The organism is Nocardioides sp. zg-1230, from assembly GCF_013155335.1.
Lineage (GTDB): Bacteria > Actinomycetota > Actinomycetes > Propionibacteriales > Nocardioidaceae > Nocardioides.
This window is the reverse complement of record NZ_JABJQZ010000002.1, coordinates 597,524-613,714: the sequence shown is the minus strand read 5'-3', so window position 1 is coordinate 613,714 and position 16,191 is coordinate 597,524. Positions and strand designations below refer to the sequence as shown.

Below are 16,191 nucleotides of genomic sequence, written 5' to 3'. Positions count from 1 at the left end.
GGCGATCAGCAGCGGCGCGCCGTGGACGGGTCGTCGACGTCGTCGAAGCACACGGTGCCCCACGGGAGAGCGGTCATCCCCGAGCGCACGTGCTGCCAGGTCCAGGCGATCCACGAGCCATCCTCCTGCGCCGTCACGGTGACCACGCTGCCGTTCGGCGTCAGCCACGTCCGCACATCGCCCTCGTCGAGGAGGTCGATCTCGCCAACCGCCTGCAGCGAACGCAGCTGGTCACCGTCTTGCGCCAGCACCTCGACGTACGACGGGTCGGAGGCCGACGTCACGAAGAACGAGGCGCCGTCGACGCCCATGGGCTGCACGGTGGAGATCCGCGGGTCGCCGATCGCGAAGTCGTCGTAGCGCACCGTGCGGCCGTCGTCCCCCTCGACCACGAGGCTCGGGTCGGCGAAGGCCTCCAGGCGTGCGCTGTAGCGATAGCCCTCGCGGAAGTCCGCCCTCTCCCCGATGCCGAAGGTCTCGGTCGCGACGGTGTTGATGTAGGGGAGGAAGCCCTCCTCGGCCTCCGACCCGCACGGCTCCTGTCCTTCCGGGAACATCACGCGGCACGAGGCGTCCCCGGCGCGCAGGACCCCGTCGTCGCCCAACCGCCACTCGTAGGCGTCGACCTCGTAGCGCTCGGGGCGCAACAACGTCATGTTGCCCGCGGCATAGGCGTCGACCGTCCGGCTCGACCACAGCGCGCCGTCCTCGAACCAGTAGTCGTGGAGCCGCACCATCTCGTAGTGCGCCGACGCCGTGCCCGGCAGCGGCACCTGGCCGCGCTGGAGCAGGTCGGGGTGCTCCGGCACGGCCTGGACCAGGAGGCCGTCGCGCAGGTCGAAGACCAGCGGGCGACCGCCTCCGCCGACTGCCTCGGCGTCGTCGTAGTAGAGGACGAGCTCCTGGTCGCCGTCCCCGTCTGCGTCGATCGGATCGAGGACGTTGGTGGCGATCGTCGTCCCCACCTCCGCGATGCCGTAGGCGTCCTCGCCCGTGCTGCTGAGCGTCGTCTCCAGACGGAAGCGGCCGTCGAAATCCGGGGTGGGCTCACCGCGGAAGACGACCTTCTCGTCGACCCCATCACCGTCGAGGTCGAGCCGCGGCGGGGTGTCGAGGTCGTTGCGCTCCCAGCCCCGGCCGACGTCGGCCGGAAGCTCGAGCTCGGGCTGACCCGGCCGCGGCGCGACGTCGTCGGACCGCGGGTCGCGGGCGAGGCCCTGGAAGACGGCACCGAGCACGAGCAGCACGACCGCCGCGGTGGCGAGCAGCACCCAGGGCGACTGCCAGCGCGGCCGCAGGTCGACGGCCGGGGTGAGCGGGGCCAGGTGCTCGGGCTGCACCAGCTCGGCGCGCGCGGACAGGGCGGCGCGGAGGCGGTCCTCCATCTCGTTCATCGCTCCTCCTTCCCCGAGCTCGTGACGGTCATGGCCCGCTCCAGCGCGACGAGCGCGCGGCTGGCGGTGGACTTCACCGTCCCCTGGCTGATGTCGAGCGTCCGAGCGATCTCGGCCTCCGACAGGTTCGACCAGTAGCGCAGCACCAGGACCTCCCGCTGCCGGGGAGCGAGCTGCTGCAACGCCTCGATGACCTCCCGGTGCTCCTCCGCCAGCACCGCGCTGTCCTCGGGCGTGGGCGGCGACAGGTCGTGGGGTGGTGAGTACGCCCGTGCCGTACGACGTCTCCGCAGCGCGGACCGCGCCGTGTTGACGACCGCGACGCGCAGGTAGGCGAGGGCCTTCGACGGGTCCTCGACCGCATGGGGTCGGCGGGCGAGCGCGGCGAACGCGTCCTGGACGACGTCCTCGGCCGAGGCGAGGTCGTCGACGAGCAGCACCGCGAGACGTACCAGCGACAGCCGGTGGGCGGCGTAGAGCTCGGTGATGTCCACCGATGGCTCGATCCCGGTCCCCACCCCCGCGGTCCTCGCTCCCATGTCTGGTAGACGTGTGTCAGTCCCACAGGTTGCCCCACCACGCCCCCGAATCCCGGAAGGCCTGCCCATGCCGCAGCTCGAGCCCGCCACGCTGACGTACGTCGTCACCGACGACGACACCGCCGCAGCCGTCGGCAGCGGGTCGCTACCCGTCCTCGGTACGCCGCGCCTGCTCGCCTGGCTCGAGGCCGCCACCTGCGCCTGCCTCGAGCCCGTGCTGCCGGACGGGTCGACCAGCGTCGGCACGCGGGTGCAGGTCGAGCACCTCGTCGCCAGCCCCGTCGGCGCAGCGGTCGAGGTCAGCGCGTCCAGCGCCTACGAGGACGGCCGCCTCCACCGCTTCACGGTCAGCGCGCGCGACATCACGAGCGGCAAGGTGCTCGCGGCCGGCGAGATCACCCGGGTCGTGGTCGACTCCGAGCGGTTCCTGTCCCGGCTCGGGTGATCCGGGCCGGGGCTCAGAGCTGGTCGCTGAAGTTGTCGGCCTGTGCAAGGCCTGACATGTCCAGGAACCCCCGGCTGGCCGGGGATCGCTGAAGTTGTCGGCCCGTGCACGGCCGGACATGTTCAGGTTCTGGAGAGCCGGTCGGCCCTCAGAGCTCGCGGAGCACCCGGGCCGGGGATCCGACGGCGACGACCCCGGCCGGCAGGTCGCGGGTGACGACCGAACCGGCGCCGACGACCGTGTCCGCCCCGATGGTGACGCCCGGGCAGACGATCACGCCGCCGCCGAGCCAGACGTTGTCGCCGATCGTGATGGGCTCGGCCGCCTCCCACTTGTCGCGGCGCGGTTGCGGCTCGAGCGGGTGCGTGGCGGTGAGCAGCTGGACGTGGGGGCCGATCTGGACGTCGTCGCCGATCGTGATCGTGGCGACGTCGAGGAAGGTCACGCCCCAGTTGACGAAGGTCCGGGCGCCGATCGTCGTCTGGTAGCCGTAGTCGCAGTGCAACGGCGGTCGTACCTCGCTGTGCTCGCCGAAGCCGCCCAGCAGCTCCTCGAGCAGCGTCCGACGTCCGTCGCCGTCGTTGGGGTCCATCGTGTTGATCCGGTGGGCCAGGCCCTGCGCACGCCGCGACTCCTCGGCCAGGACCGGGTCGTCGGCGATGTAGGGGTCCCCCGCCAGCATCCGCTCGCGCATGCTCTTCCCGCTCATCGGCCCAACGTACAAGGCGGTCGGATCACGTCGGGTCAGTTCGGGTCCTGGCCGAGACCGGCGCGCCTGCCACGCGCGATCGCCTCGGCGCGGTCGGCCGCGTCCAGCTTGCCGAGCAGCGTCGAGACGTGGTTGCGCACCGTCTTCTCCGAGAGGAACAGCTCGCGGGCGATCCTGCGGTTGTCGAGCCCCCGCGCCACGAGGTCGAGCACCTCCCGCTCGCGCTCGCTGAGCTGGGGGAACGCCTCGCGTCCCGGGCGGTCGGCCACACCGCTGAACCAGCCGCCCAGCCGGGCGGCGACCGCCGGACTGAAGACTGCGCCCCCGGCCGCCACGGTCGCGACGGCGTGAAGCAGGTCGGCGCGACCGGCTCCCTTGACGACGTACCCGCGGGCACCGGCACGCATCGCGGCGACCACCGCGTCGTCGTCGGCCGACATCGTGATGACCAGGATCCCGGTGTCCGGTGACGTGGCGAGGATCTCGCGCGCCGCGTCGACCCCGGAGCCGTCCGGCAGGTTCAGGTCCATGAGGACGACGTCGGGCCGGAGAGCGGCGGCCATCTCGACGGCCTCCCGGCAGTCGCGCGCTTCTCCCACCACCTCCGTGTCGGGTGCCCCCGTGAGTGCGGCCCGGACGCCGTCGAGGAAGAGCGGGTGGTCGTCGACGAGCAGGACGGTTGTCATCGCAGATCTCCTACGGCGTGCGGGAGCAGGGCGTGGACGGTCGTCCCCGACTCAGAGGTGTGCACCTGCAGGGTCCCACCGACCTCCTCGGCCCGCTGCCGCATCGACGCCAGTCCCAGACCCGACCCGGTGGCAGGGCTCCCCGCCGGGTCCATCCCCACCCCGTCGTCGGTGACCTCGAGCACGACCCCCGCGCCGTCACGGACCCGCAGGACCACCCGTCCCGCTCGTGAATGGCGTACGGCGTTCGCCAAGGCCTCCGCGGCGATGCGGTGGAGTGCGACCTCGACCGCGGGGTCCGCCGCGACGTGCTCGTCTATGTCGGCCTCGACCTCGCGTCCCGGCGTCCGGACCCGCTCCGCCAGCGCGGACAGCGCTCGTGCGAGGCCGAGCTCGTCGAGTGCAGCCGGCCGCAGACCGTCGGTGATCGCACGGACCTCGTCGACCGCCTGGGAGATGCCGGCGACGGCCGACCCGAGCAGACGGTCGACGTCCGGCTGCTCGCACACCTCCTGCGCGGTCTCGACCTGCAGGCGCAGACCTGCCAATGTCGCGCCCAGACCGTCGTGGAGGTCGCGACGCAGCCGCAGGCGCTCGTCCTCCCGGGCCGCCACCAGAGCCTCGCGGCTCCTCTGCAGCTGGCGGTGCAGCTGCAGCGCGGCGACCGCCGGCGCGACCTGGTCGGCAACGCCGCTCAGCACGACACGGTCGCGTGGGTGCAGCTCCTGCTCCCCGGCACGCGGCCACACGTCCAGCTCGGCCACCACCTCGCCGCGATGTCGCAGCTCGAAGGCCGTCGGGCGACGTTCGCCGACCGCTCCTGCCACCGCGACCGGACGGTCACGGTCGTCGCCGGACAACCACACCCGTGCCCCCGGCAACCGGAGGGTGTCGACGACGGTGTAGCACACGACCTGGGGGACGAGGTCGACGTCGAGGCCGGCCCGGGTGAGCCGGGCGCCCAGCTCGCTGGTCACGGCGAACGGGTCGGCACGGTCGCCGTAGAACATGCGGTCCACGCCGGCCGCCAGCCGCCTGGCGAGGGGCTGCATGACGGCACCCGTCACACCGGCGGCCACGGCGGCGCTCAGCGCCGACCTGTGCTGGGGCAGGGCCTGCAGGACGGCGAACAGGCTGAGGTAGGCCCCGGCGAGGCACGCGCCGAGGCTCCCCGCGACCAGTGCGCGCCGTACGGCGACGTCGAGGTCGTAGAGGCCGTGCCGGGTGATGGCCACACCGATCGCGACGGGGACCAGTGCCGCGGCGAGGGCCTGCGCCAGGATGTCCACCGGGGAGGGCAGCGGTCCCTGCGCGAGGGTCACCACGACGAGCAGGCCCGCGGCCGCGAGGAAGACGACCACCTGGCGGCGTGCGAGCCCGCGCGAGCGCACCAGTCGTACGACGAGCGACGCCATGGCGGCCAGGCCGGCGGGGACGAGGAGCACGACGGCGATCACCGTCAGCCCGCGCGAGGCCGCCAGGTGGGTGAACGGCTTGGTGAGCTCGATCCGGCCCTCGAAGGTGAGCGGGTGGAGCGCGAGTCCCGCCGTCAGCAGCACCAGGCCCACGACCGCTGCCGCGGCGGCGGATAGCCACAGCCGGCCCGGGAGCAGCCCGTCGGGGTAGAACAGCGGGACGAGCGTGAGCAGGGTGAGGAAGCCCGGCACCCACATGCTGCTCAGGAGCACGACCGCGACGCCCGTCGCGGTCGAGGACTCCGTGGCTGCCTGGGCGCCGACGGTGGCGAGGGTGGCGACGCCCGAGCAGCCGCCGGCCGCCAGGAGGATCCACGCGAGGGTGCGTCCGCCAGGACGCAGGGCCGGCGAGCTGAGCACCAGGAGTGCTGTCACCGGGTAGATGATTGCGACGACGGCGTCGACCGGCACCTCGCCGGCCACCGCCAGGTCCCACGCGTCGAGGACCGTCACCAGCGCAAGCGCGAGCGCGCCACCGAGGATCCCCGGAGCGGCAGCCAGCGTCGCGCCCACGGTGACGGGACGTGACCGGGGTCGCGACGCTGGCTGCACGAGGCGGATCCTAGGTGTGGTGGACGTGGCCGGTGACGCTTTCAGCGACCGCGTCGTCGGTCGGCGGCCCAGGCCGTCCCGGCGAGGACCCCGCAAGCGAGGACGGACGCGGACCAGGCCACGCCCTCCCCGAGCGCCAGCCCCGCGGAGCCCGTCCAGACCATGGCCGCGGCGAAACCGAGCGCCAGCACCCGTGCCGCGGGCAGCAACGCGGCGAGCAGGGAGTAGGAGGCCAGGACGATCGAGATCCACGCCATGTCGAAGTAGTGCGGGTTCTCCGCGTGGTAGCCGGTCGCTGCGTCCTGGAGCGCGAGCTGGTCGATGGCGTAGGGCAGGAGGACGGCGCTGGCCACCAGCGCGACCGGCATCAGCACCGGGTGAACCTGGACCGGGACGCGCAGGCGCGGGCGGAGGGGCAGGCAGGCCCACAGGAACGCACCGGGGACGCCGACGACGAGCATGAGGACCGGCGCACCGCCGCCCTGCGACACCGCGGCCGAGACGGCCCCCGCCAGCACGAGCACGAGGTGTGCCCAGCCGGCGGCGGCACTGGGTCGGCGGCCGTGCCACCCGGCGCGGAGCATGGCCAGGATCGGCACGAGCCAGAGCGCGCAGAGGATCTCCCCCTGTCCGGTGAGCTGGTGGAACCTGTGGTCGGCGTCCGCACCGGTCAGGAGCATGCGGGTGATGTTGACGGCGAACATCGCCGGCACGGCGCACGCGAGCAGACCGCTGGCGGCCAGGAGCGATCGCCGGCCGCGACCGATCGCGCGGGTCGGGTCGCCGGTGGTCGAGGGGACGTGGGGCTGGGTGACGTGGTGTGTGGTCATGGCCCTGACTCTGCGGTTCCCGCTGTCCCGACCGCATCGGACAGATGTCCCGACGCCGTCCCGGCCATCGCCGCTCACCCGGCTGACGTCACGCCCACGGGTCCGTGACCTGGCGCAGCAGGCGCATCGTCTCCTCGAGCGCGCGCATGCGGGCGGAGCCGAGGTGCTCCTCCCACTGCCCCAACGCGACGGCCACGACGGCGTCGGCCGCGTCGCCCACCTCCCGGGCCCGCGGGGTGAGCCGGACCAGCTTGGCCCGGCCGTCGTACGGGTCGGGGACGCGCTCGACGTAGCCCGCGCGCTCGAGCTGGTCGACGAGGAAGCTCGCGGACTGCTTGGTGATCCGCGCCCTCGCCGCCAGCGTCACCAGGCGCGACCCATCGGGGTCCACCTGCGCCATCAGGCGGGCCTGCGTCGGCGTCACGTCGGCTGCACCCGCGGCCACCAGGGCGTCGTACGCCCGTGCCTCCAGCGAGCGGGCGGCGACGTACATCAGCACGCCGACGTTGGGCTGCGGGTCGTCCGTTGACGTCTCGTCCGGCACGGGTCCATGATAGTCAGAGAATCTGACCAATGGAGCACACCATGGACAGCGACACGACCTGGCGCCACATCGACACGGAACGCGCCGCCCTCGCCGACGTCCTCGCCGGGCTGCCTGACGACCGGTGGCGGGTGCCGTCGCTGTGCGCCGACTGGACGGTCCGCGACGTGGCCGCCCACCTGGCGCTCTCCCACTCCGGCGTGCGCGAGCTCCTCGGGGCCTCCGTGCGGTCGGGCTTCCGCTACCGGGCGATGATCCGCGACACCGCGATCCGCTGCCCGCTCACCCACGAGCAGATCGTGGACCGGCTGCGCAGCTTCGTCGGCTCGAGGCGGACCGTGCCGATGGTGTCCGAGCAGGAGCCGCTGCTCGACGTCCTGGTCCACACGCAGGACATCTGCCTCCCCCTCGGCCTCGAGCACCCGATGCCGACCGACGCCGCCGTTGCCGCGCTCGAGCGCGTGGTCTGGTGGTCGCGGCGCTTCCCGATCGGTCCCCGCCTGCGCGGCGTCCACCTCGTCGCCACCGACGTGGGGTGGGAGGCCGGATCGGGACGCCGGGTGGAGGGACCGGTCCAGTGGCTGCTCCTCGCCGCCGCCGGTCGCAGCATCGCCCACACCCACCTGCGCGGTGCGGCGGAGACCTTCGTCCGCACCTGACCGCGGACATGCAAAAGTCCCCGCCGCGGCGGGGACTTCTACGAGATGACGGCGCGGGTGCGCGTCAGGCGTTGGGGCGCTTGCCGTGGTTCGCGCCCTTCTTCTTGCGAGCGCGGCGCTTGCGTCCGGTCTTGCCCATGGTGGTCCTCCTGGAATCGGTGCTCGGAGCAGTGTCTCAAATCCGCCCGGAGGCGGCGAATCGGGTCAGGCGTTGCCCTCGGTGATCTGGACCCGCACCTCGCGCAGCTGCAGGCGTACGCGGTCGCGCAGCGACTCCGGAGCCGACTCCGAGCAGGAGCGGGCGACGAGCTGCTTGACGGCCTTCTGCAGGTCGTGGCGCTCGAGGCAGGGCCCGCACTCGCGCAGGTGCATCTCGACGACGGCGCAGTCGGCCTGGTCGAGCTCGTTGTCGATGAAGTAGACGATGCGCTCGATGTAGTCGACGCAGTCGTCGCTGCTCTCCATGCCGTGCTCGTGGCTGCTCACGACTCGCTCCCCTCTCCCGGACCGGGCACGGTGGACGCCGGCAGGAGGTCGTTGGCCCGCACGTAGTCGGCGAGCATGTCGCGCAGCTGGCGGCGCCCGCGGTGCAGGCGCGACATGACGGTGCCGATCGGGGTGTCCATGATCTCGGCGATCTCCTTGTAGGGGAACCCCTCGACGTCGGCGAGGTAGACCGCCAGGCGGAACTCCTCGGGCAGGCGCTGCAGCGCGTCCTTGACCTCCGAGTCGGGCAGGTGCTCGAGCGCCTCCATCTCCGCGGACCGGAGGCCGGTCGAGGAGTGCGACTCCGCCCGGGCGAGCTGCCAGTCCTCGACGTCCTCCGACATCGACTGCTGCGGCTGCCGCTGCTTCTTGCGGTAGGAGTTGATGTAGGTGTTGGTGAGGATGCGGTAGAGCCAGGCCTTGAGGTTGGTGCCGGGCTTGAACTGGTGGAAGGCGCTGTAGGCCTTGGCGAAGGTCTCCTGCACCAGGTCCTCGGCATCGGCCGGGTTGCGGGTCATCCGCATCGCTGCGCCGTAGAGCTGGTCGAGGTAGGGCAGTGCGTCGCGCTCGAAGCGCGCGGAGCGCTGGTCGGCGGTCTCGTCCTCGACGGCGACCTCTGCAGGTGGGGACATCTCGTCCCGGAGGGATTCAGTCATCGCCTCCCACAGTACCGCCGTGGGCCGATCGAGGGTCATCGCAGTCACACCGACCAGAACACGTCACCCTCGCCGGGGATTCCCGACCACCTCGCGCACCAGCCACTCCAGGGTCGACTCGACGACGATCCCCATCGCCTCGTCCTGGGTCACCTCACCCCGCGCGGACACCTTCAGGGAGTGGTCGCCGCCCGGGATCACCACCAGGTCGAGCCCGTCGAGGTCGCCGGGGAACTCCTCGGGCCGGCCCATCGGGTCGCGCTCCCCCTGCACCACGAGCGTCGGCAGGCCGACGGCCTGCAGCTCCCCCAGCCGGGTCGGTTCGGTCCGCCCGGGAGCGTGGAGCGGGAACGACAGGGCCAAGCAGCCCGTGGCGCCGAGCGACCGCGCCGTGCGGGCCGCCGAGCGGGCGCCCGCCGACCGGCCACCCACGACGAGGGGCGTGCGCACGCGCATCACGTCGGCGGCACACCGCAGCGCCGTGTCGAGGGTCGGCGGGGCGGTCGCGATCTTGCGGCCCGCGACCCGCCAGGGCTGCTCGAACAGGACGACCGTCACGCCCTGGGCGGGCAGCGCGTCGGCCAGCGCCCACAGGTCGCGGGCGTCCACGCCGCCGCCGGCGCCGTGGCTGAGCAGCAGGGTCGCCATCGGGCTGGTGGCACGTCGCGTGTGCAGACGACCCTCGCCGTGGGGGGTGTCGACCGACCGGACGGACGCCTTCTTCACTCGATCTCCTCCACGGGCAGCGGCTCCACGAGCTCGGGTCCGTTGTTGCGCACGTTGCTCACCAGGGTCGGCACCGGGTAGGCCTCGAGGCGGCCGGGGGCGGCGGGCACGAGGAGGGAGATGTCTCCGGGTGTGGTCGGGTCGAGCCACGCGTGCCAGCGCTCGCGCTCGACCATCAGCGGCATCCGGTCGTGGATGTGGCCGAGCGAGTCCTCTGCCTCGGTGGTCAGCACCGTGCAGGTCCAGCGGAAGCGGTCGGGGTCGTCCTCGGACCTCGTCGGATCACGCCAGATCTCGTAGAGCCCGGCCATCGCGAGCACGCCGCCGTCCTTGGGACGGATGAAGAACGGCTGCTTGACCGGCTTGCCCTTCGCGTTGGTGCGGGACGTGGGGTACCACTCGAAGTAGCCGTCGGCGGGCAGGAGCGCCCGTCGGGTGGCGAACGCCTTGCGGTAGGCCGGCTTCTCCGCGACGGTCTCCATCCGTGCGTTGATCATCCGGTTGCCGATCGAGGGGTCCTTGGCCCACGACGGGACGAGTCCCCACGTGAGGACGCGCAGCTGGCGCTGCGGAGGCTCCTCGCTCTCCCGCGACGGGGGCCGCTCGACCACGGCGTAGACCTCCTTGGTCGGCGCGACGTTGTAGTCGGGCGCGAGCGGCGCGGCGATCCGGGTCTCGACGACCTCGAACTCCTCGACGAGGTCGTCCGGGCTCCGGGATGAGGCGTAGCGACCACACACGGCACCCACCCTAGGGGAGCCGGCCGACAGGGTCGGCTCAGCGTGGATCCAGGCTCAGCCGCGGGCCAGCTCGTCGAGCAGCATGCCGGCGATCGCGTCCGTGCTCGGCAGCCCCTCGATCCACACGCGGACCGGGGAGTCCGGCTCCGCCCGGTCGAGCAGCGTGCGCAGCACCCGGACCCGTCGCCCGAGGTGACCGTCGCGCCGCGTCAGGATCCCGACCCGGTGCAGCCCGAGCCGGGCCACCGTCTCGTCACGCGCGAACGCCGTGCGCGCGAGCTCCCCCGCCCGCGCCAGGCGCATGGCCCGGGTGAAGTGGTCACCGGGCTCGTCGGACGGGTCGTCACCGGACGGCATCTCGAAGACGACCAGCGCGAAGCCGCCGATGCCGTTGTCGGTCCCGGCTCCCCCGAGCCGGTAGAGCTCCGAGAGGCGGCTGCGCAGGTGCGCCTGGCTGGACAACCCGGTGAGCGGGTCCTCGCAGGACAGCTGGTTGAGGTAGCCCAGCGTGGTCTCGCTCCACGCGGTGAGCAGCGCGGTGACGACGTCGTACGACGGATCGGCGCCGGTCAGGAACCGCCACGTGTCGCGCAGCCCCGCGAGGGTCTCCTCCATCGACGCCCCGTCGCGAGCCAGCTCCTGGCCCGCGACGGCGCAGACGCCGAGGACGTCCGATCCTGAGGTGAGCGCCTCGCCGACAGCCTCGAACCGGTGCGGCAACCCCGACCGCTCGACGGTGGGCTCCGGCTCGCTCACCCCAGGATCGGCGGCCGTGACTCGACGCCCACGCATGGCGAAGATCCTCACGGCACACCCCCTCCGGGTTACTCCAGTCATGCTCTGGGCATGCTCTGGTGGTGTGACGGGCCTCATGGCCACCCATGACGCGAACTCGGGCGAAAATCCCGATTCTTCACTTTCGGGGGTGGTCGACGCCCCACCGGGGCTACAGTCGGATGGCCCGGCGACCGCCGGGTGGTGTTCGGGAAGCGTCCAACCATGAGCGTGCAGTCATGAGCGTGACCACCAGCGTCGAGGCGCCCAGCGACGCTGAGCTGATCTCTGCTGTCCGCGGCGGGGACATCGACTCCTACGGCACGCTCTTCGAGCGCCACGTCGACGCGGCCCGCCGGCTCGCGCGCCAGCTCGTGCCCGCGGGCGACGCCGAGGACCTCGTGTCCGAGGCCTTCGTGAAGGTGCTCGGGGTGCTGCAGCGGGGTGGCGGGCCCGACCTCGCCTTCCGCGCCTACCTGCTCACCGCCGTGCGGCGACTCCAGGTCGACCGCTTCCGCGCCGGGGCCCGGCTGCACACCACCGACGACATGGAGGCCTTCGACCCGGGCGTGCCGTTCCGCGACACGGCCGTCGAGGGTTTCGAGAGTGCCGCGGCCGCCCGCGCCTTCGCCAGCCTCCCCGAGCGCTGGCAGCTCGTCCTGTGGCACACCGAGGTCGAGGGCGACAAGCCCGCCGACATCGCGCCCATGCTCGGGATGAGCGCCAACTCGGTCTCCGCGCTCGCCTACCGCGCCCGCGAGGGCCTGCGCCAGGCCTTCCTGACCCAGCACGCGGCGGAGCTCGACGAGGACACCTGCCGGTGGACCCACGGCCAGCTCGGCGCCTACGTGCGCAACGCCACGTCGCGACGCGACGCCGCCAAGGTGGAGCACCACCTCGACGAGTGCCGCTCGTGCATGGCGATCTACCTCGAGCTGACCGAGGTCAACTCCAACCTCGGCGGCCTCCTCGCCCCGCTGCTCCTCGGCGGCGTCGCGACCGCCTACCTCGGCACCACTGCCGTCTCCGCCGCGGCCCCCGTCGGCGTGGGGGTGCTCGTGGGACGCATCCGCGATCTCGTCACGTCCAATGCCGGCGTCGCGGCCGTCGCCGGCGTGGCAGTGAGCACCGTCGTCGTCGCCGGCGGGATCGCCCTGAGCATGCGCGGCACCGACGCGCCGACGGCGGCACCGACGCAGGCCTCCACGTCGGAGAGCGCGCCGGGATCGGCGGGGTCAGCGGGCTCGGGGGGCTCGGGGACGACGAGCTCGGGTGACGCCTCCTCCACCGGTGAGTCCGCGACCAACGCTCGGGGCGGGTCCGACTCACCGGCGCTCGCCCTGCCACCCGGCGACGTCGAGGACACGCCGGGATCCGTGCCCGGCTCCGACGCGCCCCCGGGGGCCGACACCACCGACCCGACGCAGGGTTCGGACGACCCGACCGGCAACCCCACCTCGGACCCGACGGGCAACCCCACCGGCGACCCGACGGGCAACCCCACCGGCGACCCGACCGGGAACCCGACCGGGAACCCGACCGGCAACCCGACCGGCAACCCGACCTCGAACCCGACCGGCAACCCGACCGGCAACCCGACCTCGAACCCGACCCAGAACCCCACCCAGAACCCCACCCAGAACCCGACGTCGGATCCCACCCAGAACCCCACCCAGGACCCCACGCAGGAACCGACGCAGGAACCGACGCAGGAACCGACGCAGGAACCCACCCCCGAGCCGCCCGCAGCCGACGCCTCGGTGACCGGGACCGTGGGCGGGGCCCGTCCGACGTACGTCGTCGTGGTGCGCGTTGCCGGCCTCGCCGGGGGGGCGACAGCGCAGCTGAGGATCGAGGGCGTCGACGCGGAGGTCGTGCGCACGGCTGACGGGCGCTGCACGGCAGTGAAGACGGTCGCCACCTGCCAGGTCTCCGGCGACACCTCCGTCGCCGTCGAGGTGGTGATCCCGCGGGGCGGCAGCGTCGTCGCCACCCTCGCCCCGTCCGGGGCCGACTCGAACGCCGGCAACAACACCTGGCGCGCGACCCTCGGCTGACCCCGACCGGCCCCCCAGCCACGCACCCCTGCGGACGGAGCGTGCTCCCCGCGCATCGTGTAGACAGGGGCCCATGACGATCACCCGGTTGCTCGCACGTCCCATGCTGGCCACGATCTTCGTCGCCGGCGGTGTCAACGCCCTCCGCAACACCGAAGGCCACGCCGCGAAGGCGAAGAAGGTGACCGACAAGGTGGTCCCGGCCGCCCAGAAGGCGGCGCCCCAGGTGCCGATCCCGTCCGACCCGGCCACCCTCGTCCGCATCAACGCCGGCGCCCAGATCCTCGCCGCCGCCGCGCTCGCCACCGGACGCGCCCCGCGGCTGAGCGCCAGCGTCCTGGCGGCCTCGCTCGTGCCGACCACGCTCGCCGGTCACGCCTTCTGGAACGAGACCGACCCGCAGGCCAAGAACGCGCAGCGCCTGCAGTTCTACAAGAACACCTCCGTCCTCGGCGGGCTGCTCCTCGCCGCTGTCGACACCGAGGGCAGGCCCGGGCTGGCCTGGCGGGCCCGCCGCGCCGCCGCCGACGTGCGCCGCGAGGCCAAGCACGTCGCCAGGGAAGCGCGTCGCGAGGCGAAGTTGGCCAGGGCCCAGCTGACCTGACCTCGATAGGGTGCGCGGGTGACTGACCTCTGGCCGGCCCCGCGCCCCACCGCCCCCCTCGATCGGGTCGTGTCGTTGCCGGGGAGCAAGTCGCTCACCAACCGCGCGCTGGTCCTCGCCGCGATCGCCGACGGCCCCAGCGTCGTACGCCGTCCACTGCGCTCGCGCGACACGCTGCTCATGGCCGCCGCCCTCACCTCGCTGGGCACCGGCGTCGAGGACACCGACGGCCCGGGAGCCGGCGACTGGCGCGTGACCCCCGGCGCCTGGGACCGCGACGCCGACGTCGACTGCGGCCTCGCCGGAACGGTGATGCGCTTCGTCCCGCCCGTCGTCGGGCTGGCCGACGGCACCGTGCGCTTCGACGGCGACCCCCACATGCGGCTGCGCCCGGTCGGCCAGATGCTCAGCGCGCTCAGCGCGCTCGGTGTGCGGGTCGACGACGGGGGCCGAGGTGCCCTGCCGTTCGCGGTGCACGGGACGGGGTCCGTGCCCGGCGGCACCGTCACGATCGACGCCAGTGCGTCGTCGCAGTTCGTCTCGGCGCTGCTGCTCGCGGGGGCCCGCTACGACCGGGGCGTGGACGTGCGCCACGTCGGCAAGCCGGTGCCCTCCCTCCCCCACATCGAGATGACCGTCCAGATGCTCCGGCAGCACGACGTCGAGGTGGACGACGCCGACGCCAACCGCTGGGCGGTCGCGCCGGGCCCCGTCCGGGCGGTCGACCACGACATCGAGCCCGACCTCTCCAACGCCGCGCCCTTCCTCGCCCTCGCCGCCGCCACCGGCGGCCGGGTCACCATCACCGACTGGCCCGCCGCCACCACGCAACCCGGTGACGAGCTGCGCGAGATCCTCACGCTCATGGGCTGCGAGGTGACGCTCGCTGGCGGCGACCTCACCGTCGTCGGACCCCCGCGCCTGTCCGGGGTCGACCTCGACCTCCACGACGTGGGCGAGCTGACCCCTGCCATCGCCGCCCTCTGCGCCCTCGCCGACTCGCCCTCCCACCTCCGCGGGGTCGCCCACATCCGCGGCCACGAGACCGACCGGATCACCGCGCTCGCCACGGAGCTCGGACGCCTGGGAACCGACGTCACCGAGCGCGAGGACGGGTTGACCATCCGGCCGTCGACGCTGCACGGCGGCACGTTCCACACCTACGCCGACCACCGCATGGCGCACGCCGCCGTCATCCTCGGGCTGGCCGTGGACGACGTGCTCGTCGAGGACGTCGCGACGACGTCGAAGACGTTCCCCGACTTCGCCGGCGCGTGGAGCCGCGCGGTGCACGGCGGTCAGCCGTGACGGGTCGCTACTCCGAGCACGACCACGAGCACTACGAGCGACCGCGCCGCCGCACCCGCCCGCGCACCAAGGACCGGCCCACCTACGACGATGCCGTCGACGCCCGCGTCGTCACCGTCGACCGCGGCCGCTTCACGCTGCTGCTCGACGGCCGCCGGGTGATGGCGATGAAGTCGCGGCCCCTGGGTCGCAAGGGCGTCGTGGTGGGCGACCACGTCCGGGTGGTCGGCGACACCAGCGGCGCCGACGGGTCGCTCGCGCGCATCGTCGAGGTCGTCGAGCGGACGACCACGCTGCGCCGCACGGCTGACGACGACGACCCGGTCGAGCGCGTCATCGTCTCCAACGCCGACCAGCTCGTCGTGGTCACCGCCCTGGCCGACCCCGAGCCGCGCCCGCGCCTGATCGACCGCGCGCTGGTGGCGGCGTACGACGCCGGGATGGCGCCGCTGCTCTGCCTCACCAAGGCCGACCTCGCCGATCCCGAGACCCTGCTGTCGACCTACCGCTCGCTCGGCGTGCCGTGGGTCGTCACCCAGCTCAAGGGTGAGGGCGCCGGCGACCTGACCGAGCTGCGAGACCGCCTGCGCGGGCGCACCAGCGTCCTCGTCGGCCACAGCGGCGTCGGGAAGTCGACCCTCGTCAACGCCCTCGTGCCCGATGCCCACCGCGAGGTCGGGATCGTCAACGCGGTGACCGGTCGCGGCCGGCACACCTCCACGAGCGCCTACCTGCTCGAGCTCCCCGACGCCGAGGGCTGGATCATCGACACTCCCGGCATCCGGTCCTTCGGGCTTGCGCACGTGCAGCCGGAGAACCTCATCGAGGCGTTCCCCGACCTCGACGAGATGACCGAGACGTGTCCGCGGGGCTGCACCCACGGCGGCGACGAGCCCGAGTGCGGGCTCGACGAGGCCATCGAGGCCGGCGAGGCCGACCCCGACCGGGTCGAGTCCTTCCGTCGGCTGCTGGCCGCCCGGGAGGCGTCCAGCGACTGGTGACGCCGA

At 73.1% G+C, this 16,191-nt stretch carries 18 protein-coding genes; 6 read left to right on the top strand and 12 right to left on the bottom strand.

Features of this window, described 5'->3' with window-relative positions:
- Positions 1-5: 5 nt before the first annotated feature.
- On the bottom strand, positions 6-1,394 hold the full coding sequence (locus HOO61_RS11020) for a hypothetical protein (RefSeq protein WP_172258714.1): 1,389 nt from the start codon (positions 1,392-1,394) through the stop codon (positions 6-8).
- Positions 1,391-1,912 carry a SigE family RNA polymerase sigma factor gene (locus HOO61_RS11015; protein WP_367650124.1) on the bottom strand — a complete coding sequence of 174 codons (522 nt, stop codon included), beginning with the start codon at positions 1,910-1,912 and terminating at the stop codon, positions 1,391-1,393. Before HOO61_RS11015 ends, HOO61_RS11020 begins: the two co-directional genes overlap by 4 nt.
- 88 nt (positions 1,913-2,000) lie before the next feature.
- On the opposite strand from HOO61_RS11015, the gene HOO61_RS11010 reads away from it, so the two are divergent.
- Positions 2,001-2,378 (top strand): thioesterase family protein, encoded by a 378-nt coding sequence (locus tag HOO61_RS11010; RefSeq protein ID WP_172258712.1) that lies wholly within the window; start codon positions 2,001-2,003, stop codon positions 2,376-2,378.
- Positions 2,379-2,526: 148 nt separating this feature from the next.
- Here HOO61_RS11010 and HOO61_RS11005 read toward each other — a convergent pair whose 3' ends face one another.
- The 5 genes from HOO61_RS11005 to HOO61_RS10985 all read right to left on the bottom strand — a co-directional run bounded on the left by HOO61_RS11005 (position 2,527) and on the right by HOO61_RS10985 (position 7,174).
- Complete coding sequence (locus tag HOO61_RS11005) at positions 2,527-3,087, bottom strand: sugar O-acetyltransferase (protein ID WP_172258711.1); 561 nt, start codon at positions 3,085-3,087, stop codon at positions 2,527-2,529.
- A gap of 35 nt (positions 3,088-3,122) precedes the next feature.
- Positions 3,123-3,773, bottom strand: a complete 651-nt coding sequence (locus HOO61_RS11000; RefSeq protein WP_172258710.1) for a response regulator transcription factor — start codon at positions 3,771-3,773, stop codon at positions 3,123-3,125.
- Entirely contained in the window at positions 3,770-5,800 is a 2,031-nt protein-coding gene (locus HOO61_RS24870; protein WP_172258709.1) for an ATP-binding protein, read from the bottom strand. Before HOO61_RS24870 ends, HOO61_RS11000 begins: the two co-directional genes overlap by 4 nt.
- 41 nt (positions 5,801-5,841) lie before the next feature.
- Positions 5,842-6,630 (bottom strand): hypothetical protein, encoded by a 789-nt coding sequence (locus tag HOO61_RS10990; protein ID WP_172258708.1) that lies wholly within the window; start codon positions 6,628-6,630, stop codon positions 5,842-5,844.
- An 88-nt stretch (positions 6,631-6,718) separates the two neighbouring features.
- Positions 6,719-7,174, bottom strand: coding sequence for a MarR family transcriptional regulator (locus tag HOO61_RS10985; protein WP_216658787.1), 456 nt, complete (start codon positions 7,172-7,174; stop codon positions 6,719-6,721).
- A gap of 29 nt (positions 7,175-7,203) precedes the next feature.
- On the opposite strand from HOO61_RS10985, the gene HOO61_RS10980 reads away from it, so the two are divergent.
- Positions 7,204-7,833: a maleylpyruvate isomerase family mycothiol-dependent enzyme gene (locus tag HOO61_RS10980; RefSeq protein ID WP_216658786.1), complete on the top strand. Its 630-nt coding sequence runs from the start codon at positions 7,204-7,206 to the stop codon at positions 7,831-7,833.
- 204 nt (positions 7,834-8,037) lie between these two features.
- Here HOO61_RS10980 and rsrA read toward each other — a convergent pair whose 3' ends face one another.
- The 5 genes from rsrA to HOO61_RS10955 form a co-directional block, all read right to left on the bottom strand.
- Complete coding sequence (gene rsrA / locus HOO61_RS10975; protein WP_367650123.1) at positions 8,038-8,319, bottom strand: mycothiol system anti-sigma-R factor; 282 nt, start codon at positions 8,317-8,319, stop codon at positions 8,038-8,040.
- Complete coding sequence (locus tag HOO61_RS10970; protein ID WP_172258707.1) at positions 8,316-8,975, bottom strand: sigma-70 family RNA polymerase sigma factor; 660 nt, start codon at positions 8,973-8,975, stop codon at positions 8,316-8,318. Before HOO61_RS10970 ends, rsrA begins: the two co-directional genes overlap by 4 nt.
- 63 nt (positions 8,976-9,038) lie before the next feature.
- Positions 9,039-9,701, bottom strand: a complete 663-nt coding sequence (locus HOO61_RS10965) for an alpha/beta family hydrolase (protein WP_172258706.1) — start codon at positions 9,699-9,701, stop codon at positions 9,039-9,041.
- The gene (locus HOO61_RS10960; protein ID WP_172258705.1) at positions 9,698-10,441 is read right to left on the bottom strand and encodes an SOS response-associated peptidase; all 744 of its coding nucleotides are present in this window, start codon (positions 10,439-10,441) and stop codon (positions 9,698-9,700) included. The genes HOO61_RS10965 and HOO61_RS10960 overlap by 4 nt, the downstream gene beginning before the upstream one ends.
- 54 nt (positions 10,442-10,495) lie before the next feature.
- Positions 10,496-11,233 (bottom strand): hypothetical protein, encoded by a 738-nt coding sequence (locus HOO61_RS10955; protein ID WP_172258704.1) that lies wholly within the window; start codon positions 11,231-11,233, stop codon positions 10,496-10,498.
- A 221-nt stretch (positions 11,234-11,454) separates the two neighbouring features.
- On the opposite strand from HOO61_RS10955, the gene HOO61_RS24525 reads away from it, so the two are divergent.
- The 4 genes from HOO61_RS24525 (at position 11,455) to rsgA (ending at position 16,185) form a co-directional block, all read left to right on the top strand.
- Positions 11,455-13,272, top strand: coding sequence for a sigma-70 family RNA polymerase sigma factor (locus HOO61_RS24525; RefSeq protein WP_172258703.1), 1,818 nt, complete (start codon positions 11,455-11,457; stop codon positions 13,270-13,272).
- A gap of 73 nt (positions 13,273-13,345) precedes the next feature.
- A complete protein-coding gene (locus HOO61_RS10945) occupies positions 13,346-13,876 on the top strand; it encodes a DoxX family membrane protein (protein WP_172258702.1) in 531 nt (176 codons plus the stop codon).
- Between the two features lie 18 nt (positions 13,877-13,894).
- Positions 13,895-15,184: a 3-phosphoshikimate 1-carboxyvinyltransferase gene (aroA, locus tag HOO61_RS10940; RefSeq protein WP_172258701.1), complete on the top strand. Its 1,290-nt coding sequence runs from the start codon at positions 13,895-13,897 to the stop codon at positions 15,182-15,184.
- A complete protein-coding gene (gene rsgA, locus HOO61_RS10935) occupies positions 15,181-16,185 on the top strand; it encodes a ribosome small subunit-dependent GTPase A (protein WP_172258700.1) in 1,005 nt (334 codons plus the stop codon). The genes aroA and rsgA overlap by 4 nt, the downstream gene beginning before the upstream one ends.
- The last annotated feature ends 6 nt before the right edge of the window (positions 16,186-16,191 follow it).

What these genes read in the sequence shown, in the direction of transcription:
- HOO61_RS11010 (WP_172258712.1), top strand. Translation starts at nt 2,001, where the DNA reads ATGCCGCAGCTCGAGCCCGCCACGCTGACGTACGTCGTCACCGACGAC.
- HOO61_RS10955 (WP_172258704.1), bottom strand. Translation starts at nt 11,233, where the DNA reads ATGCGTGGGCGTCGAGTCACGGCCGCCGATCCTGGGGTGAGCGAGCCG.
- HOO61_RS10945 (WP_172258702.1), top strand. Translation starts at nt 13,346, where the DNA reads ATGACGATCACCCGGTTGCTCGCACGTCCCATGCTGGCCACGATCTTC.
- HOO61_RS10980 (WP_216658786.1), top strand. Translation starts at nt 7,204, where the DNA reads ATGGAGCACACCATGGACAGCGACACGACCTGGCGCCACATCGACACG.
- HOO61_RS24525 (WP_172258703.1), top strand. Translation starts at nt 11,455, where the DNA reads ATGAGCGTGACCACCAGCGTCGAGGCGCCCAGCGACGCTGAGCTGATC.
- HOO61_RS11020 (WP_172258714.1), bottom strand. Translation starts at nt 1,394, where the DNA reads ATGAACGAGATGGAGGACCGCCTCCGCGCCGCCCTGTCCGCGCGCGCC.
- HOO61_RS10990 (WP_172258708.1), bottom strand. Translation starts at nt 6,630, where the DNA reads ATGACCACACACCACGTCACCCAGCCCCACGTCCCCTCGACCACCGGC.
- HOO61_RS10970 (WP_172258707.1), bottom strand. Translation starts at nt 8,975, where the DNA reads ATGACTGAATCCCTCCGGGACGAGATGTCCCCACCTGCAGAGGTCGCC.
- HOO61_RS11005 (WP_172258711.1), bottom strand. Translation starts at nt 3,087, where the DNA reads ATGAGCGGGAAGAGCATGCGCGAGCGGATGCTGGCGGGGGACCCCTAC.
- HOO61_RS11000 (WP_172258710.1), bottom strand. Translation starts at nt 3,773, where the DNA reads ATGACAACCGTCCTGCTCGTCGACGACCACCCGCTCTTCCTCGACGGC.